Source organism: Azospirillum sp. A26 (assembly GCF_042604635.1).
Classification (GTDB): domain Bacteria; phylum Pseudomonadota; class Alphaproteobacteria; order Azospirillales; family Azospirillaceae; genus Azospirillum; species Azospirillum palustre.
Genome location: NZ_CP170474.1, coordinates 900751 through 926941 on the forward strand (window position 1 = coordinate 900751; position 26191 = coordinate 926941).

Consider the following 26191-nt stretch of genomic DNA (forward strand, 5'->3'; position numbering starts at 1 on the left):
GGTACCAAGAATCACAGGGAAGGACCTGTCGTGTTCGACCGCCTGTCGTCCATCTCGGACCATGCCATCTCGGACCATGCCATCGCGTGCTATGGGACAGCCCAGCCACCGTCACGCCCCCATGTGCTGCGGGCCGGTCCTCTCAGCGCCGAGCTGGAGGATGGGGCCATGCGTTCCATCCGCTGGCGTGACGTGGAGATCCTGCGCGGCGTCGCCTTCCTGGTGCGCGACGCGCATTGGGGCACGCACTCCGCGCAACTGTCCGATCCGGAGGTGACGGAAACGCCCGACCGTTTCGACGTCCGATTTCAGGGGCTGGTGGATAAGGACGGGCAACGCTTCCGCTACGAGGTGCGGATCGGCGGATCGGCCGACGGCGAGTTCGTCTTCGAGGCCGCCGGCATGGCCGAGACCGATATCGTCACCTGCCGCACCGGTTTCGTCGTGCTGCATCCCATCGCCGGGGTGGCCGGCCGGCCGGTCAGGATCGAACATGCGGATGGCAGCGGGGAGGAGGGCTGCTTCCCGGCGCTGGTGAGCCCCGGCCAGCCGATTTTCTCGATCCGTAGCCTTGCGCATGAACCGGCGCCGGGGCTGCACGCCCTCTGCCGCCTGGACGGCGACGTGTTCGAGATGGAGGACCAGAGGAACTGGACCGACGCCTCCTTCAAGACCTACGTCCGGCCGCTGGCGCTGCCGACGCCCTATGTCCTGGCCGCCGGGACGCGGCTGGAGCAGACGGTAAGACTCACCGTCACGGAAGAGGCCGGGGGTGACAGGGGGCTACCTGCCGCCCAGCCGGCGAACGGCACGCTTCGGCTGACGGTGGGTGAGGCGTTGAACGTCAGGATGCCGCAGGTGGGGGTGGGCATCGATACGCTCCGCCTGCCGGCGCAGGAGGCCGGCGCCTCCCTTATCCATGATGCCGGCGTGCGGTTGCTCGTCGGCCGGTTCGACCCGCTGGCCTCGGGCGATGAGACGCTGGCAGCCTTCGCGCGGCTGGTGGAAGCCACGGGTGCGGACCTGCTGCTCGAACTGCCGTTGCCCTGCCGCGAACCGCTCGACACCGAGCTTGGAGAGATCGCCGCCCGCATCGACGCCGCCCGCCTCCCGATCTCCGGGCTGACGGTTGCGCCCGCGACCTATCTCAGGAGTTATCAGCCCTCCGGCCCCTGGCCGGACGGACCATCATTCGTCGACATCTACCGGGCCACGCGCCGCGCCTTCCCGGGACTGCCGGTCGGCGGCGGAGTTCATGCCTACTTCCCCGAACTGAACCGGGCCCGGCCGCCGGTGGAGGGCTGCGATTATGTCAGCTTCTGCACCAGCCCCATCGTTCATGCCGCCGACGAGCGGTCGATAGCCCAGTCCCTGGAAGTCCTGCCGGCCATCATGGAGACGGCGCGCTCCTTCTGCGGTGGCCTGCCGATCCGGGTGGGTCCATCGGCCATCGGGATGCGCGACAACCCCTACGGACGCGGGCCGGTCGACAACCCCGGAAACGGGCGGATACCCATGGCGCGCATGGATCCGCGCCAGCGTGGGCTGTTCGGAGCCGGCTGGTATCTTGGCTATGTCGCGGAGCTTGCGCGGCAGGGCGCCGCCTCTGTCACGCTTGGGGCCATAGCCGGTGATTTCGGCTTCGTCCGTCAACCTGGAGATTGGCCGCAGCCCTGGTTCGATCGAGAGCCGACGGCAATCTATCCCGCCTACCATATCATCCGTGCGCTGGCTTCGGCCGGCGGAGCCTCGCTGCTAGAGTGCCGCTTCGACGGGCCGGGGGCGACGCCGGTTGCGCTCGCATGGCAGCGGCCGGGCGGGGAGAGGGCGGTCGAGCTTTGGCTTGCCAATCTCACAGCCGATCCGATCCGGATCGACATCGGCAGCGTTTGCGGCGGCAGGGTCCAAATGCTGACCGCCGATCATTTTGCAGAGTCCTCCCGGGCTCCGCAATGGATGGCGGGAGAGGGCGAAGTCTGGCCGTTGTCGGAGTTCGACCTGCCGGCCTGCTCCGTGGCGCGTATGGTCTTTGATCATCGCTGAGGCATAGTCGATTTCGCCTCGACCAATGTCAGGTTCGGCAAAGGCCAAATCCTGCCCCCGCAACCACCGACACTTGACGCCCCGGTTTGAAAGAGCCGGGGCGTTCGTGCGTTTGGGCCTTGCCCATCCGGGCGGCGCCCTTGCAGACCGCCAGGACGCCGGCCAACTCGCCGTGCAGGCCGGCGTTCAGCCCGGCCCCGGCAGGGGAGGGCGTCAGGACGACGCGGTCGATCATAATCCGCACCATCTCCATCGCCTCGGCGCTGTCCTCGCCGCCAGCGAGGGCCGCCTCCAGTGCTTCCACCTTGCGGCGGTAGAGGTCCGACAGCTGGGGGTGCAGCAGGACCGACGGCAGGACCGCATCGGGCTCCTGGGGCGCAGCGAGCAGCTGGGCTTTGTCCGCTTCCAGGCTGGTCACGGGGTCGAGCCGATCTGCAAGGTGTTGCCGATCGCCCCATCCACTTACCGCACCCATGCCGCCCGGCGGGCCGATCCGTCCAGGGCGCCGGCCCGCTCGCGAAGCGACGCGGCGCTGAGTTTGGCTATCCGACGGGTCCGTGGGCAGCGTCGGCGATTCCTGCGACAACGCCTTGGCCAAGACCATCAACGGCCTCTACAAGACCGAGGTGATCCGTCGCCGCGGGCCATGGCGCACCCTGGAGGCTGTCGAGTTCGCTACCCTAGAGTGGGTCGACTGGTTCAACCACCGGCGCCTCCTCGAACCCATCGGCAACATCCCTCCCGCCGAGGCCGAAGCGCGTTACTATGCTCAAACCGAGGGCGTCGCCATGGCGGCGTGACTCAAACCGAATGGCCTCCAGCAAACCAAGCGCGGTTCAGTTCACGCGGACCACCGAAAGCTTCAAAAACAAATGCTTCAAAATCCGCCCGGCTTCAGCGGTCCAGCAGCCGGTTGACCGCGGCGCGGTCGGGCAGGGAGGGGATGGCGCCGGGGGCGGTGGTGGTCAGCGCGCCGGCGGCGTTGGCGAACCGGCAGATGTCGCGCAGCCGGTCCGGGGTGAAGGCAATGTCCACATCTTCGAGAATGCCGGCCAGGAGTGCGGCGACGAAGGCGTCGCCGGCACCGGTGGTGTCGACGGTGGTGACGGTCATTCCCGGCACATGGCCTGACGCATCGGCGGTCAGGAAGGTGCAGCCATTGCGGCCATGCGTCACCACCAGCAGGCGCAGGCCCTCATGCCACAGGCTGCGGCCGGCGGTGTCCGGATCGGCGCTGCCGGTCAGGAACTCCAATTCCTCGTCGCTCAGCTTGACGATGGAGGCGGCGGCGATGCCCTGGCGGATCAGGCGTTCCGCCGTGTCCCGGTCGGGCCACAGGGCGAGGCGCAGGTTGGCGTCGAAGGACACCAGCCGGCCGTGGCGGCGCGCCGTCTCCACCGCCAGCAGGCTCGCCTCGCGGGCGGCCGGGTCGATCAGGCCGATGGAGCCGGAATGCAGCAGCCGGGCCACCGCGATGGCATCGAGATCGAGATCGGCGGCGGAGAAGCCTGCCATCGGCTCGCCATAGAACAGGAACTCCCGCTCCCCGTCCTCGTCGAGAGAGACGAAGGCGACGGGTGTCCGGGCGTCCGGCACCCGCCGCAGGTGGGACACATCGACCCCGGCATCGGTCAGCGCCCGCGCCAGGAAGCGGCCGAAGCCGTCCGCCGCGGTCCGGCCCATGAAGGCGCTGCGCACCCCCAGCCGGGCCAGACCGACCGCGACATTGGCCGGCGCCCCGCCCGGCGCCGGATCGAAGGCGCCGATCACCCCCGGCTGCGCCGGGCCGGCGGGCATGAAGTCGATCAGCACCTCTCCCAGGCACAGCACGTCGAGGGGTTGCGATGCGTCGGGCGGCATAGCGGTCATGGCGGGCAAGTCCTTCAGTTGGATCCGCCGGCATAGCGGGTGAGCACGGCGCGGGTGCCGTCCGTCCACAGGGCGCGCAGGGCGGCGGAGAAGGCGTCGCGGAAGATTTGCGACTTGCCGACCTCGCCGTAGACCTCCTCCTGGTCGAGCCAAACGGTCGGCTCGGTGCGGGCCTTGGCGGCGACCTGGGTCAGGCGGTCCCAATTGGGGTCGTTCGGCTCGATCGGCTGGCCGTCGTCGGTCGTGCCGAAGCAGTAGCGGCACCACAGCGCCGATTCCAGCGCCAGCCCCTCGATGCCGACCCCGGCCTTCAGCCGGTCGGCGATGGACGGGACGATGAATTTCGGCTGGCGGTTGGAGCCGTCGAGGCAAAGCCGGCGGATGGTGTCCTTGATCTTGGGGTTGGCGAAGCGGCGCTCGATGATGCCGAAATAGCCGGCAAGGTCGGTGCCGGGCACCGGCGGCACGGTCGGGATGATCTCCTCCCGCTCGATCTTTTGCAGGAAGCTGCGGATCAGCGGGGTTTCCATCGCCTCATGGGCGTAGGTGATGCCGAGCAGCCCGGCCGGATAGGCGATCACCGCATGGCCGCCGTTCAGGATGCGGATCTTCATCGTCTCGAAGGGCGTCACGTCGGGGACGAACTGCACGCCCACCGCCTCCAGCGCCGGACGGCCGGCGGAGAAGCGGTCCTCCAGCACCCACTGGGTGAAGTCCTCGCAGAAGACCGGCCAGTTGTCGGCGATGCCGAAATCGCGGTCGAGGGTCTCGCGCTCCTGCACGCCGGTGGCAGGCGTGATGCGGTCGACCATGCCGTTGGGGAAGGCGACGGAGTTTTCGATCCAGGCGGCGAGATCGGCGTCGATCTCCCTGGCGATGCCCAGCACGGCGTTGCGGGTGACGACACCGTTGTGGGGGATGTTGTCGCAGGACATGACGGTGAAGGGCACGGTGCCGTCGCTGCGGCGGCGGGCCAGACCGGCGACGATCAGGCCGAAAACGGTCGTCGGGCGGGAGGGTACGGCGATGTCGGCGCGGATCGCCGGATGGCCGGCGTCGAACTTGCCGGCGGCGTCGATGTAATAGCCGCCCTCCGTCACCGTCAGCGAGACGATGCGGATGGCGGGATCGGCCAGCTTGGCGATGAGGACGTCGCTGTCGCCGACCGGCAGCATGTCGATCATCGCGCCGGTGACGCGGGCAAGGCTCTGTGCGCCGGATTGCTCGACGACGGTGGTCAGCCAGTCCTGGCCCTCCAGCGCGTCGCGCATGCGCTGGTCCGACGGCATCACGCCGGCGCCGAGGATCGCCCAGTCATGGTCGCGGCCCTCTGCGAACAGGCTGTCGAGATAGACCGCCTGATGGGCGCGGTGGAAGTTGCCGACGCCGAAATGCAGGATCCCGGCGGACAGGGCGGAACGGTCATAGGCCGGCACCGAAGCGCGGGCTGCGATGGCTGGAAGGGTGGCGGCGGAGAGGGCGATGGTCATGGCGGGGGTCCTGCGGATGTCGGCGGAGGCGGGATGTATCGCCCTCTCCCGTCCCGGGAGAGGGAGGGGACCCGCGCCGTCAGGCGTGGGGAGGGTGAGGGGTGGAGCAAGGATCAGAAATCCATGTCCGGATTGCCCCTCACCCTTCCCATGGCGATGCCATGGGCCCCTTCCCTCTCCCGGGGCGGGAGAGGGAGGCGTTCTCAACTCATCCAGTTGCCGCCGTCGACGTTGTAGGTCTGGGCGACGATGTAGTCGGACTCCCGGCTCGCCAGGAAGATCGCCATGCCGGTCAGATCCTCCGCCCGGCCCATGCGGCCGAAGGGAACCGCTTCGCCGACTTGGCGCTTCTTCTCGCCGGGCTGGAGGCCCTCGTGCTTCGCGAACAGGGCGTCGACGCCGTCCCAATGCTCGCCATCGACGACACCGGGGGCGATGGCGTTGACGTTGATGCCATGCTTGATGAGATCGAGGCCGGCCGACTGGGTCAGGCTGATGACCGCCGCCTTGGTGGCGCAATAGACGCCGACCAGCGCTTCGCCGCGCCGTCCGGCCTGGGAGGCCATGTTGACGATCTTGCCGCCGCGGCCTTGCACGATCATCCGCTTCGCCACCGCCTGCAGGGTGAACAGCGTGCCGGCGACGTTGATCGAGAACAGGCGGTCGTAGCTTTCCCGCGTGATCTCGACGATGGGGGCGAGGTCGAACAGGGCGGCGTTGTTGATCAGGATGTCGATGCCGCCGGCCCGCTCCACCACCGCGGCGACGGCGGCGTCGATGGAGGACTGGCTGGTCACGTCGAGCGCCACGGCATAGGCGCCGGGGCCTATCTCCGCCGCCGCCGTCTCCGCCGCGGCGAGGTTGATGTCGGCGATGGCGACGGTGGCGCCCTCCGCGACATAGGCGGCGGCGAAGGCGCGGCCGATGCCGCGGGCGGCGCCGGTGACGATGGCCGATTTGCCGTCGAGACGCTTCATGGAACTGGTCATCGGACTGGACCCTTTCATGCCACTTTCGCACCGTCGGCGACGGAAGCCAGCGCGTTGCCCTGGGCGTCGAAGCGGTGGAGCTTTTCGGTTTGCGGCGTCAGCCAGACGCGGTCGCCGTGATGGACCGGGAACTCGCCGCCGGCCCGTGCCAGCATCGTGCCGAGCCCGTCCACCTGCACATAGACGAAGGTGTCGGATCCCAGATGTTCGGACACGGTGACGGTGCCGGACCACAGGCCGGAGTCGGTCGAGAGCGCCAGATGTTCGGGACGGATGCCGATGCAGTCGGCGCCGGCGCCGCGCGCGGTCTCGCCCTCGATGAAGTTCATGCGCGGGGAGCCGATGAAGCCGGCGACGAAGCGGTTGCGCGGACGGCTGTAGAGGTCGATGGGCGAGCCCACCTGCTCGATCCGGCCGGCGTTCAGCACGACGATCTTGTCGGCCATGGTCATGGCCTCCACCTGATCGTGGGTCACATAGATCATGGTGGTGCCGAGGCTGGCGTGCAGCTCGGAGATCTCCAGCCGCATGTTGACGCGGAGTGCGGCGTCGAGGTTCGACAGCGGCTCGTCGAACAGGAAGGCGGTCGGTTCGCGGACGATGGCGCGGCCGATGGCGACGCGCTGGCGCTGGCCGCCCGAGAGCTGGCCGGGGCGGCGGTCGAGATAGTTGGTGAGGTTCAGCACCTTGGCCGCCGCCTCCACCTTGCGGTCGATGGCGGCCTTGTCGAGCCGGGCCATCTTCAACGGGAAGGCGATGTTGTTGCGCACGGTCATGTGCGGATAGAGCGCGTAGGACTGGAACACCATCGCCAGCCCGCGCTGGGCGGGCGGCAGGGCGGTGGCGTCCTTGCCGTCGATGCGGATGGTGCCGGACGACACATCCTCCAGCCCGGCGATCAGGCGCAGCAGCGTGGACTTGCCGCAGCCCGACGGGCCGACGAACACCACGAACTCGCCGTTGCCGATGGAGAGATCCAGCGGCGGGATGACGTCGATGTCGCCGAAGCTTTTGGTGACGCGGTCGAGCGTGATCTGACCCATAGCGGGTTCCCCCCTACTTCACGGCGCCGAAGGTCAGGCCGCGCACAAGCTGCTTCTGGCTGAACCAGCCGAGAACCAGGATCGGCGCGACCGCCATGGTCGAGGCGGCCGACAGTTTCGCGTAGAACAACCCTTCCGGGCTGGAGTAGCTGGCAATGAAGGCGGTCAGCGGCGCCGACTGCGAGGCGGACAGGTTCAGCGTCCAGAAGGCCTCGTTCCATGCCAGGATGATGTTCAGCAGCAGGGTGGAGGCGATGCCGGGCACCGCCATCGGCAGCAGCACGAACAGGATTTCGTCGCGCAGCCCGGCGCCGTCCATCCGCGACGCTTCCAGGATTTCGCCCGGAATTTCACGGAAATAGGTGAACAGCATCCAGACGATGATCGGCAGGTTGATCAGCGTCAGCACGATGACCAGACCAATGCGGCTGTCGAGCAGCCCGAAATCGCGGAACAGCAGGTAGATCGGGATCAGCACGCCGACCGGCGGCAGCATCTTGGTCGACAGCATCCACATCAGCACGTCGCGGGTGCGCTTGCCGGGGACGAAGGCCATCGACCAGGCGGCGGGAACCGCGACCAGCAGGCCGAGCAGCGTGGACCCCACCGAGATGACGACCGAGTTCCAGAAATGGAGGAAATAGTCGGAACGCTGCTGGACCTCGGCGTAATTCTCCAGCGTCCAGTGGAAGGCGAGGAAGGAGGGTGGGCTGGCGATGGCCTCGGCTTCGGTCTTGAAGCTGGTCAGGACGGTCCACAGGATGGGGAAGAAGATCACGATCCCGACGGTCCAGGCGATCAGGGTCACGACCAGCTTGTGGCGGTTGGTTGCGGCGCGCGCCATGGTCAGATGTCCAGGTTGCGGCCGATCATCCTCATCAGGAAGACGGCGACGATGTTGGCGAGGACGACGGCGACGATGCCGCCCGCGGAGCCGCCGCCGACATCGAACTGCAGCAGCGACTGGGCATAGACGAGGTAGGTGATGTTGGTGGTGGCGGTGCCGGGGCCGCCGTTGGTCGTCACCAGGATCTCGGCGAAGACCGACAGCAGGAAGATGGTCTGGATCAGCGTAACCACCGTCATCGCACGCGCCAGATGGGGCATGATGATGTGGATGAAGCGGTCGACCGCACCGGCGCCGTCCATCTCCGCCGCCTCCAACCGCTCACGGTCGAGCGACTGGAGCGCGGTCAGCAGGATCAGCGTGGCGAAGGGCAGCCATTGCCATGTGACGATCAGGATGATCGAGGACAGCGGTGCCTCGGCCAGGAAATCGAAGGGCTGGAGGCCCAGGGCCTTGGCGATGGCGGCGAACAGGCCGTTCACCGGATTCATCAGCATGTTCTTCCACACCAGCGCCGAGACGGTGGGCATGACGAAGAAGGGCGCGATGACCAGCAGGCGGACGATGCCCCGGCCCCAGAAGGGCTGGTCGAGCAGCAGGGCCAGCCCGATCCCGCCGGCGATGGTCAGCACCAGCACCCCGCCGACGAGCGCCAGCGTGTTGCCGAGCGCGGCGAAGAAGGCCGGATCGGTGAGGAAATACTGGTAGTTCAGCGTGCCGATGAACTCCTCCGTCCCCGGCATCAGCAGATTGTAGCGCAGGAAGGAGAAGTAGAGCGTCATCACGAGCGGGATCAGCATCCAGCCGAGCAGCAGGATGACGGCCGGAGACATCGTCAGGCGCGCGGCGGCACGCGAATGTGCGGTGGCCATGGCTCGACCCTTGGGTAACGGCGTTGTGGAGCGCGGCCTGCTTCCCCGCCGGCCCGGCGAAAGCGGGGACGACGGAGGAAGAAGGTTAGCCGTGATCTGACAGGACGGAAGGTCAGGCGTGACCGCTTACTTGATGTAGCCAGCCTTGGTCATCTCGCGGGTGGCGAGCGTCTGGGCGGTCTGCAGGGCCTGGTCGGCGGTCGTCTGGCCGGCGAGCGCGGCGGAGAAAGCCTGACCCACAGCCGTGCCGATGCCCTGGAACTCGGGGATGGCAACGAACTGCACGCCGGTGTAGGGGACCGGCTGGACCGTCGGGTGCAGCGGATCGGCAGCCTGGATCGACTTCAGCGTCAGGTCGGCGAAGGGAGCGGCCTTGCGGTACTCGGGATTGGCGTAGAGCGACGTGCGGGTGCCCGGCGGCACGTTGGCCCAGCCCTCTTCCTTGGCGACGAGATCGAGATACTCCTTGGAGGTCGCCCAGGAGATGAAGGCCTGCGCCGCATCGCCCTTCTTGCTGCTGGCGGGAACCGCGAGGTTCCAGGCCCACAGCCAGTTGGAGCGCTTGCCGAGACCGGTGTCGGGAGCGAGCGCGTAGCCGACCTTGTCCGCCACCTTGCTCTGCGCCGGGTTGGAGACGAAGGAGGCGGCGACGGTGGCGTCGATCCACATCGCGCACTTGCCGGACTGGAACAGCGCCAGATTCTCGTTGAAGCCGTTGGAGGAGGCGCCCGGCGGGCCGGCGTCCTTCATCAGCCCGAGATAAGTGGTCAGCGTCTGCTTCCAGGGATCGGTGTTGAACTGCGGCTTCCAGTTCATGTCGAACCAACTGGCGCCGAAGGAGTTCGCCATGGCGCTGAGGAAGGCCATGTTCTCGCCCCAGCCGGCCTTGCCGCGCAGGCAGATGCCGTAGACTTCGGACTTCTTGTCGGTCAGCTTGCGCGCCGCGTCGGAGACGAAGGCCCAGGTCGGCGCCTCCGGCATGGTCAGGCCGGCCTTCTCGAACAGGTCCTTGCGGTACATGACCATCGAGCTTTCGCCGTAGAAAGGCGCGGCATAGAGCGTGCCGTCGGTGGTCAGGCCGCTGCGGATCGAGGGCAGCAGATCCTCGACGTCATAGTTGGCGCCGAGCTTGGTCAGCGGCATCAGCCACTTCTGCTTGGTCCAGATCGGAACCTCGTAGGTGCCGATGGTCAGGATGTCGTACTGGCCGCCCTTGGCGGCGATGTCGGTGGTGACGCGCTGGCGCAGCACATTCTCTTCCAGCGTCACCCAGTTCAGCGTGATGTCGGGATGCGCCTTGGTGAAATGCTCCGACAGCTTCTGCATGCGGATCATGTCGCCGTTGTTCACCGTGGCGATGGACAGCGTTTCCGCCTGGGCGGAGCTGCCGAGAAACGCGGCGACGGCCGCGCCGATCAAGGAAAGCGCACGCTTCATTCCTGTTTTCCTCCCCAAAATCCTGTCCGGCCGCGCCCTGGCTTTCGTCCCGCCGGCCCTTTGCGACTGGTCGCCCGACACCCGGATGCGATTGCGGCATTCGGTTTGTAGGGCACACCAACACTATGGCGCAGGCGATCAGAGGCCGCAATAGATAAATCACATTGATTTTGATATTCGGCGGCGTATGGCCCGGGCGTTCTGTGGGGCAGGGCGGGGAGCTGGCTCGGACAGCGGGGCTGGCGACGCAACGGAGTTATGGATTAAGCCGGATTTGCCGCCGGCCTTGCTCCCTTGGGGGCCCGCTTGCTACGGTGGCGAAGTTTCAAAGTCGATCGATCCAACAGCCATGACCGCGGCCAAGTCGGATTAAATAAATCACTTTGATTTTGTTATGATTGGTTGTTATACGGACTGTTGTCGAGTTCAAGGGCGGGGAGGCGGCGGAAGGATGCGGGGCGGCGATACCACCGGGCTGCGCGCCTACAACGAGCGGCTGGTCATGCATGCGCTGTTGCAGGCCGGCATGCTGTCGAAGGCGGAAATCGCGCGGGAGACCGGTCTCAGCGGTCAGGCGGCGTCGGTGATCGTCAACCGGCTGCTGGAGGACGGTCTGCTGGTCAAGCTGGACAAGGTGCGCGGGCAGGTCGGGCAGCCGTCGACACCGATCGCGCCGAATCCGGACGGCGCCTATGCGCTGGGGGTCAAGATCGGCCGGCGCAGCGTCGAGGCCATCCTGATCAACCTGCTGGGGGAGGAGCTGGGGGCGAGCCGCGTCCGCTACGACGCGCCGCTGCCGGAGCCGACGATCTCCACCGCCATCGCCCAGGCGGTCGGGCTGCTGGCGCATCTGTCGCCGGCGGCGCGGGCGCGGGTGGTCGGGCTGGGGGTCGCCATGCCGGACGAAATCCATGCCTGGTCGGCGGAGCTGGGGCTGGCGCCGGGCGCATTGGACGGCTGGCGCGATGCCGACATCGCCGGTGCCTTCGCGCGCGAGACCGGGCTGCCGGTGACGCTCTACAACGACGCCGCGGCGGCCTGCGCGGCCGAGATGATCGCCGGTCATGCCATCGTCAGCCGCAGCGCGCTCTACATCTATCTCGGCACCTTCATCGGCGGCGGGGTGGTGATCGACGGCCGGCTCTATCGCGGAGAGCAGGGCAATGCCGGGGCCATCGGCTCGATGCCGACCCGGTCGGCCGGGCCGGGCACGCCGCCGGGGCAGCTGATCCATGCCGCCTCGATCTTCCTGCTGGAACGCGAACTGGAGGCCGCCGGCATCGATCCGACGGCGGCGCTGTCGGCGGGACTGCCCGACGGCAGCGGCGAGAAGGCGGACGCCATCTTCGATTCCTGGGCCGAAGCGGCGTGTGCGGAGCTGTCGCGCGCGGTCGTGTCGGCGCTCAGCGTCATCGACTTTCAGGAGGTGGTGGTCGACGGCTTCCTGCCGCCGTCCTGGCGCGACCGCTTCACCCAGAGGCTGACGGCAGCGGTGGACCGCTTCAACCGGTCGGGCCTGAAGGCCGCTCCGGTGGTGGCGGGCTCCATCGGTCCGATGGCCCGCGTGCTGGGGGCGGCGATGCTGCCGCTGAAGGCGCGCTTCTCGCCCGACACCGACCTGCTGGTCCGGTCTGGCATGGCGCGGGATCTGGTCTGAAAGCTCAGGTCAGATCACGATGCCGGCCAGGGCGGGGCTCTGGTCGAGGGCGTCGGCGAGAACCTCCAGCATGCGGCGGCAGTCGGCGCGGGTCACCGGGGCGCCGAGGCAGATGCGCAGGGCCTCCGGCACTGCGCCGGCGGTCAGGAAGGTGTCGCTGACCGCGGCGGCGATGCCGTGGCTGCGCAGATGGGCGGCGAATTCCCCGCGCGTCCAGGCCGGCGGCAGGGTCAGCCACAGGTGGAACGCCTCGGGGTGGGCGGTCTGTGCGGCGGCGGGAAGCAGGTCGCGGGCGATGCGCTGGCGGGCCGCCGCCTCGGCACGGATGGCGGTCAGCAGCGCGTCGGCGGTGCCGTCGGCGATCCATTGGGTGGCGACGGCGGCCGGGACCGGCGGCGTGCCGAGGATGGTGGCGCGCTGGGCGGCGGCCAGCCGCATGGCCTGACGGGCGTCGGGGGCGGCGACATAGGTGACGCGCAGGCCGGGCGCCACGCATTTGGCGAGGCCGACGACGTGGAAGGTCACGTCGGGCGCCAAGGCTGCGATGGGCGGCGGGGCGTCCAGCGGCAGCACGCCGTAGATGTCGTCCTCGATGATCGGGAAGCCGTGTTCGCGGGCGATTGCCGCGATGGCGGCGCGGCGGCTGGCGGGAAGGGTCGCCGTCGTCGGGTTGTGCAGGGTGGGGGTGCAGTAGAGCGCCTTCGGGGAATGGGCCCGCACCGCGGCGCGCAGGGCGTCGGGGTCCAGCCCGTCGCCGTCCATCGCCACCCCGATCACCCGCAGGCCGAGCTGCCGGGCGATGGCCTTGAAGCCGGGATAGGTCAGCTCCTCCGTACAGACGGTATCGCCGGGGCCGGTCAGCATGCACAGCAGGGCCAGGAGGGCGCTCTGCGTGCCGGGGCAGACGACGATGCGGCCGTGATCGCCGAGCGGGGACGCGTCCAGATCGGGCAGGCGCTTGGCGAGCCAGCGGGCTCCGGCGGCGCAATCCTCCTCCCCGGCGCGGAAGCCGGCGCCGGCTTCCGGGTAACGCAGCAGCGTTTGCGGGTCGAGCCGCAGCATCGCCTGCGACAGGCTGCGGCGCACCCGGTCCAGCAGATCGGGCGCGTCGGGCAGCGGCGGCTGGTTCATGGTCATGTCGATGACCGCGGGCGGGGCGGCGGCCTCGCGGCGGGGCCGGGCGCTCTCGGGAGGAAGGCGGTCCGGCGCACCCTCCTGCGCGCTGACGAAGGTGCCCTGACCGACGCGGGCGTCGAGCAGGCCGCGGCGGCGGGCCTCGCTGTAGGCGCGGCTGACAGTGGTCAGGTCCACGCCCAGCCGGTCGGCGAGCAGGCGTTGCGGCGGCAGTCGCTGCCCGGCCGCCAGCCGGCCGGCGGCGATGTCGTCGGCCAAGGCATCGGCGATGGCGAGATAGACCGGCTTGGCGCGGTTGGTCAGGTCGGGCTGCCAGACGGCGGTGTCCGAAGGGTTGGCCGGGCCGGTGTGTTCCGGGGTGTCGGATTGCATGGATGTCCTGGCCGTTCCCTTGCCTGATTGCGGCGGCACCGTCGGCATCATATGCGCGCTCCGATCATGGTGCTGCAAGCGTCCAGTGCCCCTCTCCCCGACGGGAGAGGGGCAGTCCTCAGGGGGGAGGGTCACGGTGCCAGGAAGACGCTGTCGTGCCGGGCCGGCTGGCCGGCGCCGCTGTCGGGCGTCAGGACGACGGTCACCGGGGTGGAGGAGTCCGGCAGGGCGGACTGCGGCACGCGGACCTGGATGCGGTAGGTTTCCACCGCGTTGGCGCGGGCGGACAGCGACAGCTCGCCGGTCTCGGTGCCGTCGCCCGACAGGCTGAGGCTCGCCTGCGGAAGGCCGGACAGGCTGAGGCGGTAGTGGCGGTCCGTCAGCGACATGTTGGCGATCTTGATGGTGTAGGCGTTCTGGATGCGGCCGTCGGTGAGCGTGACGAACAGCGGCGCCCGGTCGCGCAGGACGGAGACGTCGTTGCTGGACTTCATCGCCAGCGCGATTGCCATCACCCCGCCGACCACGACCAGCATCAGGCCATAGACGATGGTGCGCGGCCGGATCAGCCGGTAGCGGGCCGGCGGGGTGCCGGCCGCCTTCGCCGCCTGTGCCGTCAGGGTGTCGAAGCGGATCAGGTCACCGGGCCGGCCGATGCGGGCCATCACGTCGTTGCAGGCGTCGACGCACAGGCCGCAGCCGATGCATTCCATCTGGATGCCGTCGCGGATGTCGATGCCGGTCGGGCAGACATGGACGCACTGGCCGCAGTCGATGCAGTCGCCGAACCCCTTGTGGGTGCGGGTGTCCCAGCCCTCGCTCTTGCGCAGGGGCGCGCGCCCTTCGCCGCGCCAGTCCTGATAGGTGACGACCTGGCTTTCCTCGTCCAGCATGGCGGCCTGGATGCGCGGCCAGGGGCAGACGTAGAAGCACATCTGTTCACGCATGAAGCCGGCCATGGCATAGGTGCAGGCGGCGATGAACAGGACGGAGCCGGCGGCGAGAGCCGAGGCGTCGAAGCGCAGCAGATCGGCCGCCAGGGACGGCGCGTCGGTCAGGTAGGCGATGCCGATGAAGCTGGTGACCAGGGAGATCGCCAGCCATCCCGCGTGCTTGACCGTCTTCTTCGCCAGCCAGCCGGCGGTCCAGGGATGCTTGTCCAGCCGGATGCGGTCGCCGCGGTCGCCCTCCACCCGCCGTTCGACCCAGACGAACAGGTCGGTCCACACCGTCTGCGGGCAGGTGAAGCCGCACCAGACCCGTCCGCCCAGCGCCGTCGCCAGGAACAGGCCGATGGACGCGATGATCATCACGCCGGTGATGTAATAGACATGCTGCGGCCACAGCTGCAGGGCGAAGATGTAGAAGCGCTGGCTGCCCAGATCGAACAGCACCGCCTGATCGGGCAGCCCCGGCCCGCGGTCCCAGCGCAGCCAGGGCAGGATGGCGAACAGCGCCAGCAGGACCACGCCCAGCCATGTCTTCAGCCGCCGGTACCGCCCGCGCACCGCCTTGGGATGGATCTTGCGGTGGGAGGCGTAGGCCGATGGCGGGTCCGGAGTGTCCGCCGCATGGTCGGGGCGGCGGGTGATGATGGGCGCATCGCTGGGCATGGATCACCTGGCACGAAGAAGCCGTCCGGGCGCCCGTCCATGCTCTATGGCGTATGGAGAAGCGGCCATCCGGCGATGGGGGTTGTATGGATTATTTGTACGGATACAGCAAGACGATTGTAGGGTGATTTCGGCCCTTGAAACCGTGATGCGGCGGTGTGTCGCATTTTTGTATGGATTTCTTTCCGAGTGATCCATGCATTCGGACGATGTGTCGAAGCGCTTCCGGGTTGCAGGCATGCCAGCTTTCCGCCGGCTGCCATTGCCGGACGCAAACAACGCCGCACATTGTCGTCGACCGGAGACGACCATGTGGCAGGCCCCCTTGAGCGGAAAGCAGAGCGACAGGACAGCGAAAATGGACAGCGGGAACCCGTGCATCGGCCTCTGCCGTTTCGGCGGCGACGGCAACTGCCTGGGCTGTCACCGCACCAAGGCGGAGGTGAAGGGGTGGAAGCGGCTGAGCGATGCTGCCAAGGCGGCGGTCAATGCCAGGATCGCGGACAACTCCCGGCAGGGCAGCGAAGCCGGATTGGCCGGGGAAAAGGCGCCGCGCAAGCGGCTGCGCAAGCTCGACAGGAAGATCGGCAAGCTGGAGGCGAAACTCGCCCTGCTGCGGGAGGAGCGTGATCGGGTAGGCCGGGGCCAACTGGTCGACCGTCCTGGTCAGACGTCCGAACGCTCTAGGTAGAGTTCGGCCGTTCCGCCTAGCGGGATGCCACGCTCAGGACTGCTATAAAGCTCGTTCGTGCAGACACTGAACAGAGCAACCAAGCGTCGATGCCATGGGCAGCCCTCCGTCGTGAAAGCCGGTGCGAGAGAACCGGGGGAGCCATTGGTCCCGCCCGCAGGCTGGGCGCCCTCCTGACGCTGTCTCTGGTCTTAAGTCCCTATGTGGCGACGGCCCAGACGGTCGAGGATCTGTCGACCCTGTCGCTCGAGGAGCTGGGGACGATCAAGGTCACCTCCATTTCCAAGCGTCCGGAGCGGTTGAGCGACGCGGCGGCGGCGGTCTATGTCATCACGGCCGACGACATCCGGCGCTCCGGCGCCACCAGCCTGCCCGAAGCGCTGCGGCTGGCGCCCAATCTGGAGGTCGCCCGGCTGAACACTGCCGGATATACGATCTCCGCGCGCGGCTTCAACTCGCCGGAGGCCGCCAACAAGCTTCAGGTGATGGTCGATGGCCGCAGCGTCTATTCGCCGGTCGCCTCCACCGTCTTCTGGGAAGCGATCAACGTCCCGCTGTCGGAGATCGAGCGGATCGAGGTGGTCAGCGGCCCCGGCGGCACGCTGTGGGGCGCCAATGCGGTCAACGGCGTCGTCAACGTCATCACCCGGCCGGCCGCGGACAGCCAGGGCGGTTTCGCCGAGGTCGGCGGCGGCTCCGGCGAGCGGAACGGCACCCTGCGCTATGGCGTCAAGGCCGCGGATGGCGGACTGGCGTTGCGCGGCTATCTGACCGGCTTCGACCGGCGCAGCAGCTTCGCGGCGGTGCCGGGCGACATAACCACCGACGCCTTCGACGGCTCCCAGGCCGGGTTCCGGCTGGATGGCACCGCGGCGGACGGCGCGGCCTCCTACACCCTGCAAGGCGATCTGTTCCACAACCATACGGAGTGGCTCGACACCTCGCTGCATGGCGGGAACCTGCTCGGGCGGTGGACGCACAGGCTGGACAACGGATCGTCGGTGCAGTTGCAGGCCTACTACGACCAGCAGACCCGCGATTATGCGGTCGCGACCGACCGTCTGGAGACCGTCGACGTCCAGGCCCAGCACAATGTGGCGCTGGGCAGCCGGCACCAGCTGGTCTGGGGCGCGCAGTACCGCGTGTGGCAGTCGGCCTTCCGCTCGCGGGTGTCCCTCGGTTTCCCGGAGGATGATGCGACGATCTCGCTGGGCAGCCTGTTCGCCCAGGACGAGGTTACGCTGGCGCCGAAGCTGAAGCTGACGGTCGGGATGAAGGTGGAATACAACAGCTATTCCGGCTTCGACATCCTGCCCAACCTGCGGCTCGCTTGGCGGCTGTCGGACGACCACATGCTGTGGACGGCGGTCAGCCGGTCGGTGCGCACGCCGTCGCGCGTCGACCGCGAGCTGTCGGGGGCCGGTGTCCTGGCGCCCTCGCCCGATTTCCAGTCGGAGCGGCTGGTGGCCTATGAGGTCGGCTATCGCGGCCGGCCCGTGGCGAACAGCCGGGTGGCGCTGTCCGCCTTCTACAATGTCTATGACGACCTGCGCACCACCAGCCTTACCGACGGCGGCCTGCCGGTCATGCTGCGCAACGATATGGAGGGAAACATCTACGGCGTCGAAGGCTGGGGCAGCTATGGCTTGACCAGCTGGTGGACCCTGCATGCCGGCGCCAACTGGCTGCACAAGAACCTGCGGTTGAAGCCGGGGGCGACCGATCTCTCCAACTTCCAGGCCGCCGGCCAGGATCCGGCCTATCAGCTTCAAGTGCGGTCGCAGATGAACCTGACGCCGGAGGTGGAGTTCGACGCCACCCTGCGCCGGGTCGGCCGGGTCGCGGTGTCGAACGTCCCGGCCTATACCGAGGCCGACCTGCATCTGGGCTGGCACGTCACCCCGGCGCTGGAACTGTCGCTGTTCGGCCAGAATCTGCTGCATGCCCGGCATCTGGAAGCCTACGACCCGTCCAGCACCACGCCGCGCGCCATCGGACGGAGCGTGTACGCGCGCATGCGGGCGGGGTTTTGAGCATGGAGGAACGAACCCTCCGCTGGTGCAGTCCGCTGGCGCTGAGCCTGCTGCTGGTGCTGGCAGGCGCGCCGGTGTCGATTGCATCGGCAGAGCCGCTGGAAGCGGCGGTGAAGGCGACCTTCCTCTACAAATTCATCGCCTTCGTCGCTTGGCCGCCGGGCGCCTTCGCCGCGGCGGACAGCCCGTTCCGCCTCTGCGTGGAAGGGCCGGACCCGTTCGGCGACGTGCTGGACCGGGCCGTCGCCGGACAGAGCGCCGGCGGCCGGCCGATCGAACTGATGCGCCGGCCGCAGTTCGAAAAAGGGTCGGGCTGCCATCTGCTGTATGGGACAATGGCGATGGACCGGCTGCGCGGCGAGCCCGTTCTGACGGTCAGCGATGCCGATGCGCCGGGTGGATCGGCTGCCGGGGCGGTTATCACCTTCGTGTTGCAGGAGGACCGGGTCCGTTTCGTCATCGATGCGGCGGCGGCCCAGGGCAACCGGCTGGCGGTCAGTTCCAAGCTGATGAGCCTGTCGGTGCGGCCATGAGGAAGCAGGAGAGCGGAACGTGACCGATCTGGCCGGATTCTGGCGGCACACGCCGCGCCTGACTGTGCTGGCCATGGCCGTGCTGCTGATTGCCGGCGGTCTTATGGCGGTCGCCAGCGAAACCGCCTATCGCGAGGAGAAGGTCGGCGACGTGGAGGTGCAGACCCGCATCCTGGCCACCACCACCACCGCGGCGCTGAGCTTCAACGACAGGCCCACCGCCGGTGAGTATCTGACGGCCTTGTCGGCCAGCCCCGAGTTCGAGGCCGCCGGTATCTATGACGCCGGCGGCACCCTGTTCGCCGCCTACACCGCGCCTGGAATGAAGCCGGTGCCTGCGATGGCCGAGCCGCCGGGCCATCATTTCGACGACGACACCCTGACCGTCAACGTGCCGGTGATGCAGGACGGGCACCGCATCGGCAGCGTGTCCCTGCGCACGGAGCTGGAGCCCTTCGTCCGCCGGGCCGAACGCTATGTCGGCATGGCGCTGCTGCTGGCGATGACTTTGCTGATCGTGCTGGTGCTGGGTGCTGCGCAGGCGGCGCTGACGCGGGCGAACCACGATCTGGAGGAACGGGCGCGCGACCTCTCCGCCGCCAACAGGGCGCTCAACGCCGAAATCGCCGAGCGCGAGAAGGTCGAGGCCGCCCTGCGCCAGAGCCAGAAGATGGAGGCGATGGGCCAGCTGACCGGCGGCATCGCCCACGATTTCAACAACCTGCTCCAGGCGCTGTCCAGCTGCCTCCAACTGGTCGGGCGGCGGGCGAAGGAGCCGTCGATCCAGCCGCTGCTGGAGACCGGGCAGCAGGCCATCGACCGCGGCGCCAAGCTGGTGCAGCAGCTGATGGCCTTCGCCCGCCGCCAGACCCTGCGGCCGGAGCCGATGGATGTCCGAGACCGGCTGCTGGGCATGGCCGACCTGCTGACCCGCGCCATCCGCGCCGACATCACGCTGGAGACGCAGGTGGAGCCGGGGCTGTGGCCGGTGGAGGTCGATCCGACCCAGTTCGAGCTGGCGATCCTGAACCTCGCCGTCAATGCGCGCGATGCCATGCCCGAAGGCGGACGGCTGCGCGTCACCGCCCGCAACCGGCCGGCGGACGGGGCAAGCGGCGATCTCGTGCAGGTGACGGTTAGCGACACCGGCACCGGGATGGAGGCGGAGGTGAAGGCGCGCGTCTTCGAACCCTTCTTCACCACCAAGGAGGTCGGCAAGGGCTCCGGCCTCGGGCTGGCGCAGGTGTATGGCTTTACCCGCCAGTCGTCGGGCCGGGTGGAGATCGACAGCGCGCCCGGCCAGGGCACCGCCGTCTCGCTGTTCCTGCCGCGGACGGTCAAGCCGGTGGCCGCACCCGCGAAGGAGCGGTCCTTGGACACCGCGCGCGGGGCCGGCCGGCGCCTGCTGCTGGTCGAGGACGACCCCATCGTCGGCAGCATGGTGGCGGCGGCGCTCGACGAGATGGGCTATGCCGTTCTGCGCGCCGGCAATGCCGAGGAGGCGCTGGGGCTGTTGAATGACCGCGCCCTGCGGATCGACATCCTGTTCAGCGACGTGGTGATGCCGGGGGCGATGAACGGCATCGATCTGGCCCACACCGCCCGGCGCCTGCGCCCCGGCCTCCCGGTGGTGCTGACCACCGGCTACAGCGAGGACATCGCCCGGACCGAAGGGGTGCGGGTGCTGCCGAAACCCTACCGGATCGGGGAGCTTGCGGAGCTGCTGGAGGCGGCGCTGGGGGCAGACGGGGCGGGCGTCAGGGTTCGCTGAGGAATTCGCGGATCGCCTCGACCACCGCCTCCTCGCATTCGCGGTGCGGGACGTGGCCGGTGTCGGGCAGGAGGTGGACGGTTCCGCGTCCGGCGGCGATGCGGGCCGGGTGCTCGACCGATCCGTATTCGTCGCGGTCGCCATGCAGAGCCAGAACCGGGCAGCGGACATCGGCCAGGGCGGCGTCCAGGGTCCAGTCGGCAAAGGCGGGGGACAGCCAGTTTTCGGTCCAGGCATCGACCGTCCAGCGCGCCTTGTCGCCCTGGTATCTTGCCAGACGGGCCAGTTGGGCCGGATCCTGGAAGCCTTGCCTGGCCTCGCGGACGCCGTCGAGCGTGCGCTCCTCGACGAAGGCCTGCGCTGCGATGGTCACCAGCGCGCGGCAGCGGGAGGGGAAGCGCGCCGCCGTCTCCACCGCCATGCCGCCGCCGACGCTGTGGCCGCAGACGACGAAATCGCCGATGCCGAAACCGTCGAGCAGGAGGGGGACGGTGTCCCGCGCCTCCGCGGCGACGAAATCGCGGGGCAGGGTGCCGGGGTGGGGATCGGAGCGGCCGAAGCCCAGCCGGTCATAGGCGATCACCCGCCTTGCGGTCGCGGCGGCAAGGCAGGCCGGGAAGCTGCGCCAGAGATCGACGCAGCCGAGCGAATCGTGGAACAGCAGGATCGGCGGCAGCCCGCCGGCCGGGGAGGGCGTCCAATCCTTCACGTAAAGACGGCCGAAGCCTGCGCCGGTGGAGGTGGGTAACAGGCGGTCTTGGTCGCTGACGGCGGTGGTCATGGTGTCCGGTTGCTGTTGCTGGTGCAGTCGAAGCCGGACGGCAGGATAGCATGGATGCCGCGCGTCAGGCCCGCGCCCGCAGATAGGGAGTCATGCGCCATTCCGCGTGCTTGATCAGGCGGGTGGCGACGAAGTTGATCAGCAGGTAGAGGATGCCGGCGACGATGAAGATCTCGAAGACGGCGAAGGTCTGGGCAATCATCCGCCGCGCGACGCCGGTGATCTCCATCATCGTGATGGTGCTGGCGAGCGAGCTGGCCTTCACCATCAAAATCACCTCGTTGCCGTAGGCCGGCAGCATCTGGCGGATCGCCACCGGCAGGACGATGCGGCGGAACAGCCGCACCCGCGACATGCCGCAGGCCCGCGCCGCCTCCACCTGACCCTGCGGCACCGTCTCGATGGCGCCGCGCAGGATCTCGGAGGTGTAAGCACCGGTGTTGAGCGCCAGCGCCAGGATGGCGCACCACATCGGCTGGCTGAGGATGGGCCAGAGGAAACTGTCGCGGATGAGGTCGATCTGGCTGAGGCCGTAATAGATCAGGAAGATCTGCACCAGCAGCGGCGTGCCGCGGAAAATGAAGGTGTAGGCCGAGGTCAGCGCCACCGCCACCCGGTTGCCGGACAGGCGCAGAAGGGCGGTGGCGAAGGCCAGAACGGCCCCGAAGGCGAGCGCCAGCGTCACCAGCTGCAAGGTCAGGGGCAGGGCCGCCAGCAGGCGCGGCAGGCTGTCCCACATCAGGGTCCAGTTCATCGTCAGGCCCTCCGCACGCCGCGGCTGGCATAGCGCTCGGCCCGCTGGAACGCCGTCGTCGAGACGGTGGTCAGCGCGAGGTACAGCAGCGCGGCGACGCTGTAGAACAGGAAGGATTGCCGGGTGGAGCCGGCGGCGGTGTGGGCGACGCGCATGATCTCGGCCAGGGCGGTGACGGAGATGAGGGCGGTGTCCTTCAGCGTCAGCTGCCAGACATTGCCGAGTCCGGGCAGGGCGAAGCGCAGGGTCTGCGGCACCAGAACCCGGCGCAGGATGCGCCAGCGCCCCATGCCGCAGGCCCGCGCCGCCTCGATCTGGCCGTAGGGCACAGACTTGACGGCGCCGCGGATGACCTCGGTCGAATAGGCGCCGGAGATCAGGCCGACGGCGGCGACGCCGATGGAGAAGGCGTTCAGCTCGATGAGGCCGCCGTAGCCGAAGATCCCGGCCACCGCCATGATCATGCCCGAACCGCCGAAGAACAGCAGGTAGATCACCAGCAGTTCGGGCACGCCGCGCACTGCGGTGGTGTAAAGCTCCGCCAGACCCCTCAACACCAGGCTGTCGCTGAGCTTGGCGGCGGCGCCGGCGGTGCCGAAGGCGAGGCCCAGCAGGAAGGACGACAGCGCGACCGCGACGGTCATCGCCGTCCCGGACAGGAGCTGCGGCCCCCAGCCGTGCAGCCCGGAGGTGAGCCCGGAATCGAGGAGGTCCAGCATTGCGATCACCGCACCGAAACGTCGTAGCCGAAATGCTTCTGGCTCAGGGTCGCGATGGTGCCGTCCTTGTTGGCATCGGCGATGGCCTTGTCGAGACGGCCCTTCAGCTCCGCATCGGCCTTGCGCAGGCCGACGCCCATGCCTTCGCCCAGCACGCCGCGCGTCATCGCCGGGCCGAACAGCGTCATCCTGTCGGTGCCCGCGGCGCGCATCAGCGCCTCGACCGGCGAACGGTCGCCGAAGATCGCATCGACGCGGCCGGCGGCCAGATCGATGGCGGCGTTGTCGATCTTGTCGTAGTTGCGCACGGTCACGTCCGGCAGATACTTCTCCAGGAAATCGACCTGGATGGTCGAGGTCTGGACGCCCACCGTCTTGCCCTTCAGCAGCTCCGCCAGCTTGGCGATTGCCGGCTTGGCAGCAGCCTCGTCGGCGAGATCGACACGCTCGGCGCCGACGCCGGCACCGGCCAGCTTGGAGGATTTCAGGGTGGCGAAGGTGGATTGTTCGGTGCCGTAGGGGCCGGCGAAGGCGATGACCTTCTTGCGCTCGTCGGTGATGGTCATGCCGGCCATGATGGCGTCGATCTTGCCCTGTTGCAGCGACGGGATCATGCCGTCCCAATCCATGGCGACCAGCTCGCAGTCGGCCTCGATGCGCTTGCACAGGTCCCAGGCGAGGTCGATTTCGAAGCCGACCAGCTTGCCCGACGAATCCATGCCGTTCCACGGCGCGAAGGCGCCTTCCGACGCGATGCGGATTTTCTTTGCATCCTTCGCCATCGCCGGAACGGCGCTGCCGGCGGCCAGGGCGCCCAGCACCAGGGCCAAAAGGATCTTCTTCATTGGTTGGTATCCTGTTTTCGTTTGTCCGCTCGGGTCCGGCTCTTGCGATCCGTGCCGGCCGCGGAACGGCGGACTTTGGCACAGGCGTCCGCCGGCCGTCATCGCCGCGAAAGCCGGGAAGCCTGCGCTTGTGTGGCGCACCCCCCTTTGGGCGGCAGAGTCACGCGGCAGAAAGATGGCGGGACAGGAACTGGCGCACGCGGTCGGATTCGGGATTGGTCAGCACCCTGTCGGGCGCCCCTTCCTCCTCGATGCGGCCCTGGTGGAGGAAGACGACCTTGGAGGAGACCTCGCGGGCGAAGTCCATCTCGTGCGTCACCAGGATCATGGTGCGGCCCTCATCGGCCAGCTGGCGGATGACGCGCAGCACCTCGCCGACCAGTTCGGGATCGAGCGCCGAGGTCGGCTCGTCGAACAGCATCACCTTGGGCTGCATGGCAAGGGCGCGGGCGATGGCGGCGCGCTGCTGCTGGCCGCCCGACAGCTGGATCGGGTAGCAATCGGCCTTGCCCAGGATGCCGACCTTGTCCAGCAGGCTGCGCGCGAGGTCGATGGCCTCGCCCTTCGGCACGCCCAGCACATGGACCGGCGCCTCGATCACGTTCTCCAGAACGGTCATGTGGCTCCAGAGGTTGAAGTTCTGGAACACCATGCCGAGGCTGGTGCGGATGCGGTCGACCTGACGGGAATTGGCCGGCAGGGTCCGCCCGCGCGCCGTCTTCATCGCGATGGTCTCGCCGCAGATGGTGACGCGCCCTTCGTCGGGGACTTCCAGCATGTTGATGCAGCGCAACAACGTGCTCTTGCCGGACCCCGAAGAGCCGATCAGCGTGATGACGTCGCCTTCGCGGGCGGTCAGCGACACGCCCTTCAGCACCTCCAGCGATCCGAACCGCTTGTGCAGGCCGTCCGCCTGGACGGCGACCGTGGCGGTGGGATTGGAGGGAGGGTGGCGGTGGGCCGGGCGGTTCCGGCCGACGGTGGCGATAGGATCGGTGGCGATGCGATGCTGGTCCATGCGGCGTCCCGAATTCGTTGGTGGGGCGGAGCATCAGCGAAGCAGACGGCGGCCGGAAGAGGAAAAAGTGACAGAAGACTCGGCCGAACTTGCCAGAATGGAAGCCTGGACTGCGCGGATTGGCAAGTCATATACCGGCTAGAGCCGGGCACGGGTGCTGCGCGGGGTGTTCAGCAGCAGGTTGGTTTCGCTGGTGGTGATGCCGGGGATCAGGCGGATGCGGCGCAGCACCCCGTCGAACTCCGGCAGGCTGCCGGCCGACAGCTCGACGATCAGGTCCCAGCGTCCGTTGGTGCTGTGGATCTCCATGATTTCGGGGAAGCCGCTGAGCGTGCGGACCACCCGGTCGGTGGCCTGTCCCTCGACTTCGATCAGCATGATGCCGCGCACCGGCGCCTCCACCGTGTCGGCGCGCAGGATCACCGTGTAGCCGGTGATGATGCCGGAGCTTTCCAGCCGCTCCATCCGCGACCGGACCGTCGCCCGCGAGACGCCGAGTTCGATGGCGAGGTCGGAAATGCTGCGGCGGCCGTCATGGCGCAGCAATGTGATGAGCTTCTCGTCGAGCTGGTCGAGCGTCATGGGTGAGGCACTCCAACATTCTGGCAAGCTTGGCTGTTCAGTTTGGTAGGTGGATTGGCGACATTTGTCAAATTGCCCTGTCCGTTCCGCCGGAGGCCTGTGGTTTGCTGGTGAGAGGAACAGGCAAGAGACCAAACAATGTCCTACCACAAGACCAAAACGAAGCAGTGCCGGCTGGTCGGCGTGCCGGTGCAGGATGGGGCGGGCCGGCTTGGCTGCGAAATGGGACCCAGCGCCTACCGCACCGCCGGCATCGCCAAGGCGTTGTCGGACCTGGGCCACAGCGTGACCGACCTGGGCAACGTGGCGCCGCTGCCGCAGCGGCCGCCGGTGCATGGCAACGCCGCGCTGAAGTTCCTGCCGGAAGTGGCCGGCTGGACCGCGGCGCTGACCCAGGTGGCCTACGAGGCGAGCGCCGGACAGGATGCCATGCCGATCTTCCTGGGCGGCGACCACAGCCTTGCCGCCGGCACCCTGACCGGGCTGGCGCAGCGCGCCGCCGGGATGCGGCGCCCGCTGTTCGTGCTGTGGCTGGATGCGCATCCGGATTTCCACACGCTGGAGACGACGGAGAGCGGCAACCTGCATGGCGTGCCGATGGCCTACGCCACCGGGCTGGCCGGTTTCGACGGCTATTTCCCGCCGCCGCCGGCACGGCTCGACCCGCACAATGTCTGCATGATGGGCATCCGCAGCGTCGATCCGGCCGAACGGCGGGCGCTGGAGACCTCGGGCATCACCGTTCATGACATGCGCAAGATCGATGAGCACGGCATCGTCGCCCTGCTGCGCCCGTTCCTGGAGCGGGTGGTGGAGGCGGACGGGCTGCTGCATGTCAGCCTGGACGTGGATTTCCTCGACCCCGGCATCGCCCCCGGCGTCGGCACCATGGTTCCCGGCGGCGCCACCTTCCGCGAGGCCCATCTGATCATGGAGATGCTGCACGACACCGGTCTGGTCAGCAGCGTCGATCTGGTCGAGCTGAACCCCTTCCTGGACGAGCGCGGCCGCACCGCGACCTTGATGGTGGAACTGCTGGCGAGCCTGATGGGGCGCCGCGTCCTCGATTACCCCACCCGTAGCTTCTGAGCGAATGGA

23 protein-coding genes and 1 pseudogene are annotated in these 26191 nt (G+C 68.3%); 8 read left to right on the forward strand and 16 right to left on the reverse strand.

Annotated features, from left to right (window positions below):
• Nucleotides 1-30: 30 nt before the first annotated feature.
• Nucleotides 31-2043: a hypothetical protein gene (locus ABNQ39_RS27715; protein ID WP_376964580.1), complete on the forward strand. Its 2013-nt coding sequence runs from the start codon at nucleotides 31-33 to the stop codon at nucleotides 2041-2043.
• A 28-nt stretch (nucleotides 2044-2071) separates the two neighbouring features.
• On the opposite strand, the gene ABNQ39_RS27720 is transcribed toward ABNQ39_RS27715, so the two are convergent.
• Nucleotides 2072-2461 carry a hypothetical protein gene (locus ABNQ39_RS27720; protein ID WP_376964582.1) on the reverse strand — a complete coding sequence of 130 codons (390 nt, stop codon included), beginning with the start codon at nucleotides 2459-2461 and terminating at the stop codon, nucleotides 2072-2074.
• Nucleotides 2462-2597: 136 nt separating this feature from the next.
• Between ABNQ39_RS27720 and ABNQ39_RS27725 the strand changes: the two are divergent.
• Nucleotides 2598-2843: pseudogene (locus ABNQ39_RS27725) on the forward strand (integrase core domain-containing protein); the annotation flags it as partial.
• Between the two features lie 94 nt (nucleotides 2844-2937).
• On the opposite strand, the gene ABNQ39_RS27730 reads toward ABNQ39_RS27725, so the two are convergent.
• From ABNQ39_RS27730 to ABNQ39_RS27760, 7 genes are all read right to left on the reverse strand, one after another.
• On the reverse strand, nucleotides 2938-3912 hold the full coding sequence (locus tag ABNQ39_RS27730) for a PfkB family carbohydrate kinase (RefSeq protein ID WP_376964584.1): 975 nt from the start codon (nucleotides 3910-3912) through the stop codon (nucleotides 2938-2940).
• Between the two features lie 14 nt (nucleotides 3913-3926).
• On the reverse strand, nucleotides 3927-5402 hold the full coding sequence (locus ABNQ39_RS27735) for a mannitol dehydrogenase family protein (protein WP_376964586.1): 1476 nt from the start codon (nucleotides 5400-5402) through the stop codon (nucleotides 3927-3929).
• Nucleotides 5403-5605: 203 nt separating this feature from the next.
• Nucleotides 5606-6391: an L-iditol 2-dehydrogenase gene (locus ABNQ39_RS27740; RefSeq protein ID WP_376964588.1), complete on the reverse strand. Its 786-nt coding sequence runs from the start codon at nucleotides 6389-6391 to the stop codon at nucleotides 5606-5608.
• A 14-nt stretch (nucleotides 6392-6405) separates the two neighbouring features.
• Nucleotides 6406-7434, reverse strand: coding sequence for an ABC transporter ATP-binding protein (locus ABNQ39_RS27745; protein ID WP_376964590.1), 1029 nt, complete (start codon nucleotides 7432-7434; stop codon nucleotides 6406-6408).
• Nucleotides 7435-7447: 13 nt separating this feature from the next.
• Entirely contained in the window at nucleotides 7448-8278 is an 831-nt protein-coding gene (locus ABNQ39_RS27750) for a carbohydrate ABC transporter permease (protein ID WP_376964592.1), read from the reverse strand.
• A 2-nt stretch (nucleotides 8279-8280) separates the two neighbouring features.
• Nucleotides 8281-9153 (reverse strand): carbohydrate ABC transporter permease, encoded by an 873-nt coding sequence (locus tag ABNQ39_RS27755; protein WP_376964594.1) that lies wholly within the window; start codon nucleotides 9151-9153, stop codon nucleotides 8281-8283.
• Nucleotides 9154-9279: 126 nt separating this feature from the next.
• On the reverse strand, nucleotides 9280-10590 hold the full coding sequence (locus ABNQ39_RS27760; RefSeq protein ID WP_376964595.1) for an ABC transporter substrate-binding protein: 1311 nt from the start codon (nucleotides 10588-10590) through the stop codon (nucleotides 9280-9282).
• A 451-nt stretch (nucleotides 10591-11041) separates the two neighbouring features.
• On the opposite strand from ABNQ39_RS27760, the gene ABNQ39_RS27765 reads away from it, so the two are divergent.
• A complete protein-coding gene (locus ABNQ39_RS27765) occupies nucleotides 11042-12247 on the forward strand; it encodes an ROK family transcriptional regulator (protein WP_376964597.1) in 1206 nt (401 codons plus the stop codon).
• A gap of 9 nt (nucleotides 12248-12256) precedes the next feature.
• Here ABNQ39_RS27765 and ABNQ39_RS27770 read toward each other — a convergent pair whose 3' ends face one another.
• Complete coding sequence (locus ABNQ39_RS27770; RefSeq protein WP_376964599.1) at nucleotides 12257-13753, reverse strand: PLP-dependent aminotransferase family protein; 1497 nt, start codon at nucleotides 13751-13753, stop codon at nucleotides 12257-12259.
• A gap of 131 nt (nucleotides 13754-13884) precedes the next feature.
• On the reverse strand, nucleotides 13885-15366 hold the full coding sequence (gene ccoG, locus ABNQ39_RS27775) for a cytochrome c oxidase accessory protein CcoG (protein WP_376964601.1): 1482 nt from the start codon (nucleotides 15364-15366) through the stop codon (nucleotides 13885-13887).
• A gap of 358 nt (nucleotides 15367-15724) precedes the next feature.
• Here ccoG and ABNQ39_RS27780 point away from each other — a divergent pair, with 358 nt between their 5' ends.
• The 4 genes from ABNQ39_RS27780 (at nucleotide 15725) to ABNQ39_RS27795 (ending at nucleotide 20394) form a co-directional block, all read left to right on the forward strand.
• Complete coding sequence (locus ABNQ39_RS27780; RefSeq protein ID WP_376964603.1) at nucleotides 15725-16057, forward strand: DUF1289 domain-containing protein; 333 nt, start codon at nucleotides 15725-15727, stop codon at nucleotides 16055-16057.
• Between the two features lie 203 nt (nucleotides 16058-16260).
• Nucleotides 16261-18090 (forward strand): TonB-dependent receptor plug domain-containing protein, encoded by a 1830-nt coding sequence (locus ABNQ39_RS27785; RefSeq protein WP_376964605.1) that lies wholly within the window; start codon nucleotides 16261-16263, stop codon nucleotides 18088-18090.
• 2 nt (nucleotides 18091-18092) lie between these two features.
• Nucleotides 18093-18623, forward strand: a complete 531-nt coding sequence (locus ABNQ39_RS27790; protein WP_376964607.1) for a YfiR family protein — start codon at nucleotides 18093-18095, stop codon at nucleotides 18621-18623.
• 19 nt (nucleotides 18624-18642) lie between these two features.
• Nucleotides 18643-20394 carry an ATP-binding protein gene (locus tag ABNQ39_RS27795; protein ID WP_376964609.1) on the forward strand — a complete coding sequence of 584 codons (1752 nt, stop codon included), beginning with the start codon at nucleotides 18643-18645 and terminating at the stop codon, nucleotides 20392-20394.
• Here ABNQ39_RS27795 and ABNQ39_RS27800 read toward each other — a convergent pair.
• The 6 genes from ABNQ39_RS27800 to ABNQ39_RS27825 form a co-directional block, all read right to left on the reverse strand.
• Entirely contained in the window at nucleotides 20381-21175 is a 795-nt protein-coding gene (locus tag ABNQ39_RS27800; RefSeq protein WP_376964611.1) for an alpha/beta fold hydrolase, read from the reverse strand. The two genes, ABNQ39_RS27795 and ABNQ39_RS27800, sit on opposite strands and share 14 nt — an antisense overlap.
• A gap of 64 nt (nucleotides 21176-21239) precedes the next feature.
• Complete coding sequence (locus tag ABNQ39_RS27805) at nucleotides 21240-21929, reverse strand: ABC transporter permease (RefSeq protein WP_376964613.1); 690 nt, start codon at nucleotides 21927-21929, stop codon at nucleotides 21240-21242.
• Nucleotides 21930-21931: 2 nt separating this feature from the next.
• On the reverse strand, nucleotides 21932-22648 hold the full coding sequence (locus tag ABNQ39_RS27810; protein ID WP_376964615.1) for an ABC transporter permease: 717 nt from the start codon (nucleotides 22646-22648) through the stop codon (nucleotides 21932-21934).
• A gap of 5 nt (nucleotides 22649-22653) precedes the next feature.
• Complete coding sequence (locus tag ABNQ39_RS27815; protein ID WP_376964617.1) at nucleotides 22654-23493, reverse strand: transporter substrate-binding domain-containing protein; 840 nt, start codon at nucleotides 23491-23493, stop codon at nucleotides 22654-22656.
• A gap of 160 nt (nucleotides 23494-23653) precedes the next feature.
• Nucleotides 23654-24511: an ABC transporter ATP-binding protein gene (locus ABNQ39_RS27820; protein ID WP_376964619.1), complete on the reverse strand. Its 858-nt coding sequence runs from the start codon at nucleotides 24509-24511 to the stop codon at nucleotides 23654-23656.
• Between the two features lie 138 nt (nucleotides 24512-24649).
• Nucleotides 24650-25093, reverse strand: coding sequence for an Lrp/AsnC family transcriptional regulator (locus tag ABNQ39_RS27825; protein WP_098736358.1), 444 nt, complete (start codon nucleotides 25091-25093; stop codon nucleotides 24650-24652).
• Between the two features lie 138 nt (nucleotides 25094-25231).
• On the opposite strand from ABNQ39_RS27825, the gene rocF reads away from it, so the two are divergent.
• Nucleotides 25232-26182, forward strand: a complete 951-nt coding sequence (gene rocF, locus ABNQ39_RS27830; RefSeq protein WP_376964622.1) for an arginase — start codon at nucleotides 25232-25234, stop codon at nucleotides 26180-26182.
• The last annotated feature ends 9 nt before the right edge of the window (nucleotides 26183-26191 follow it).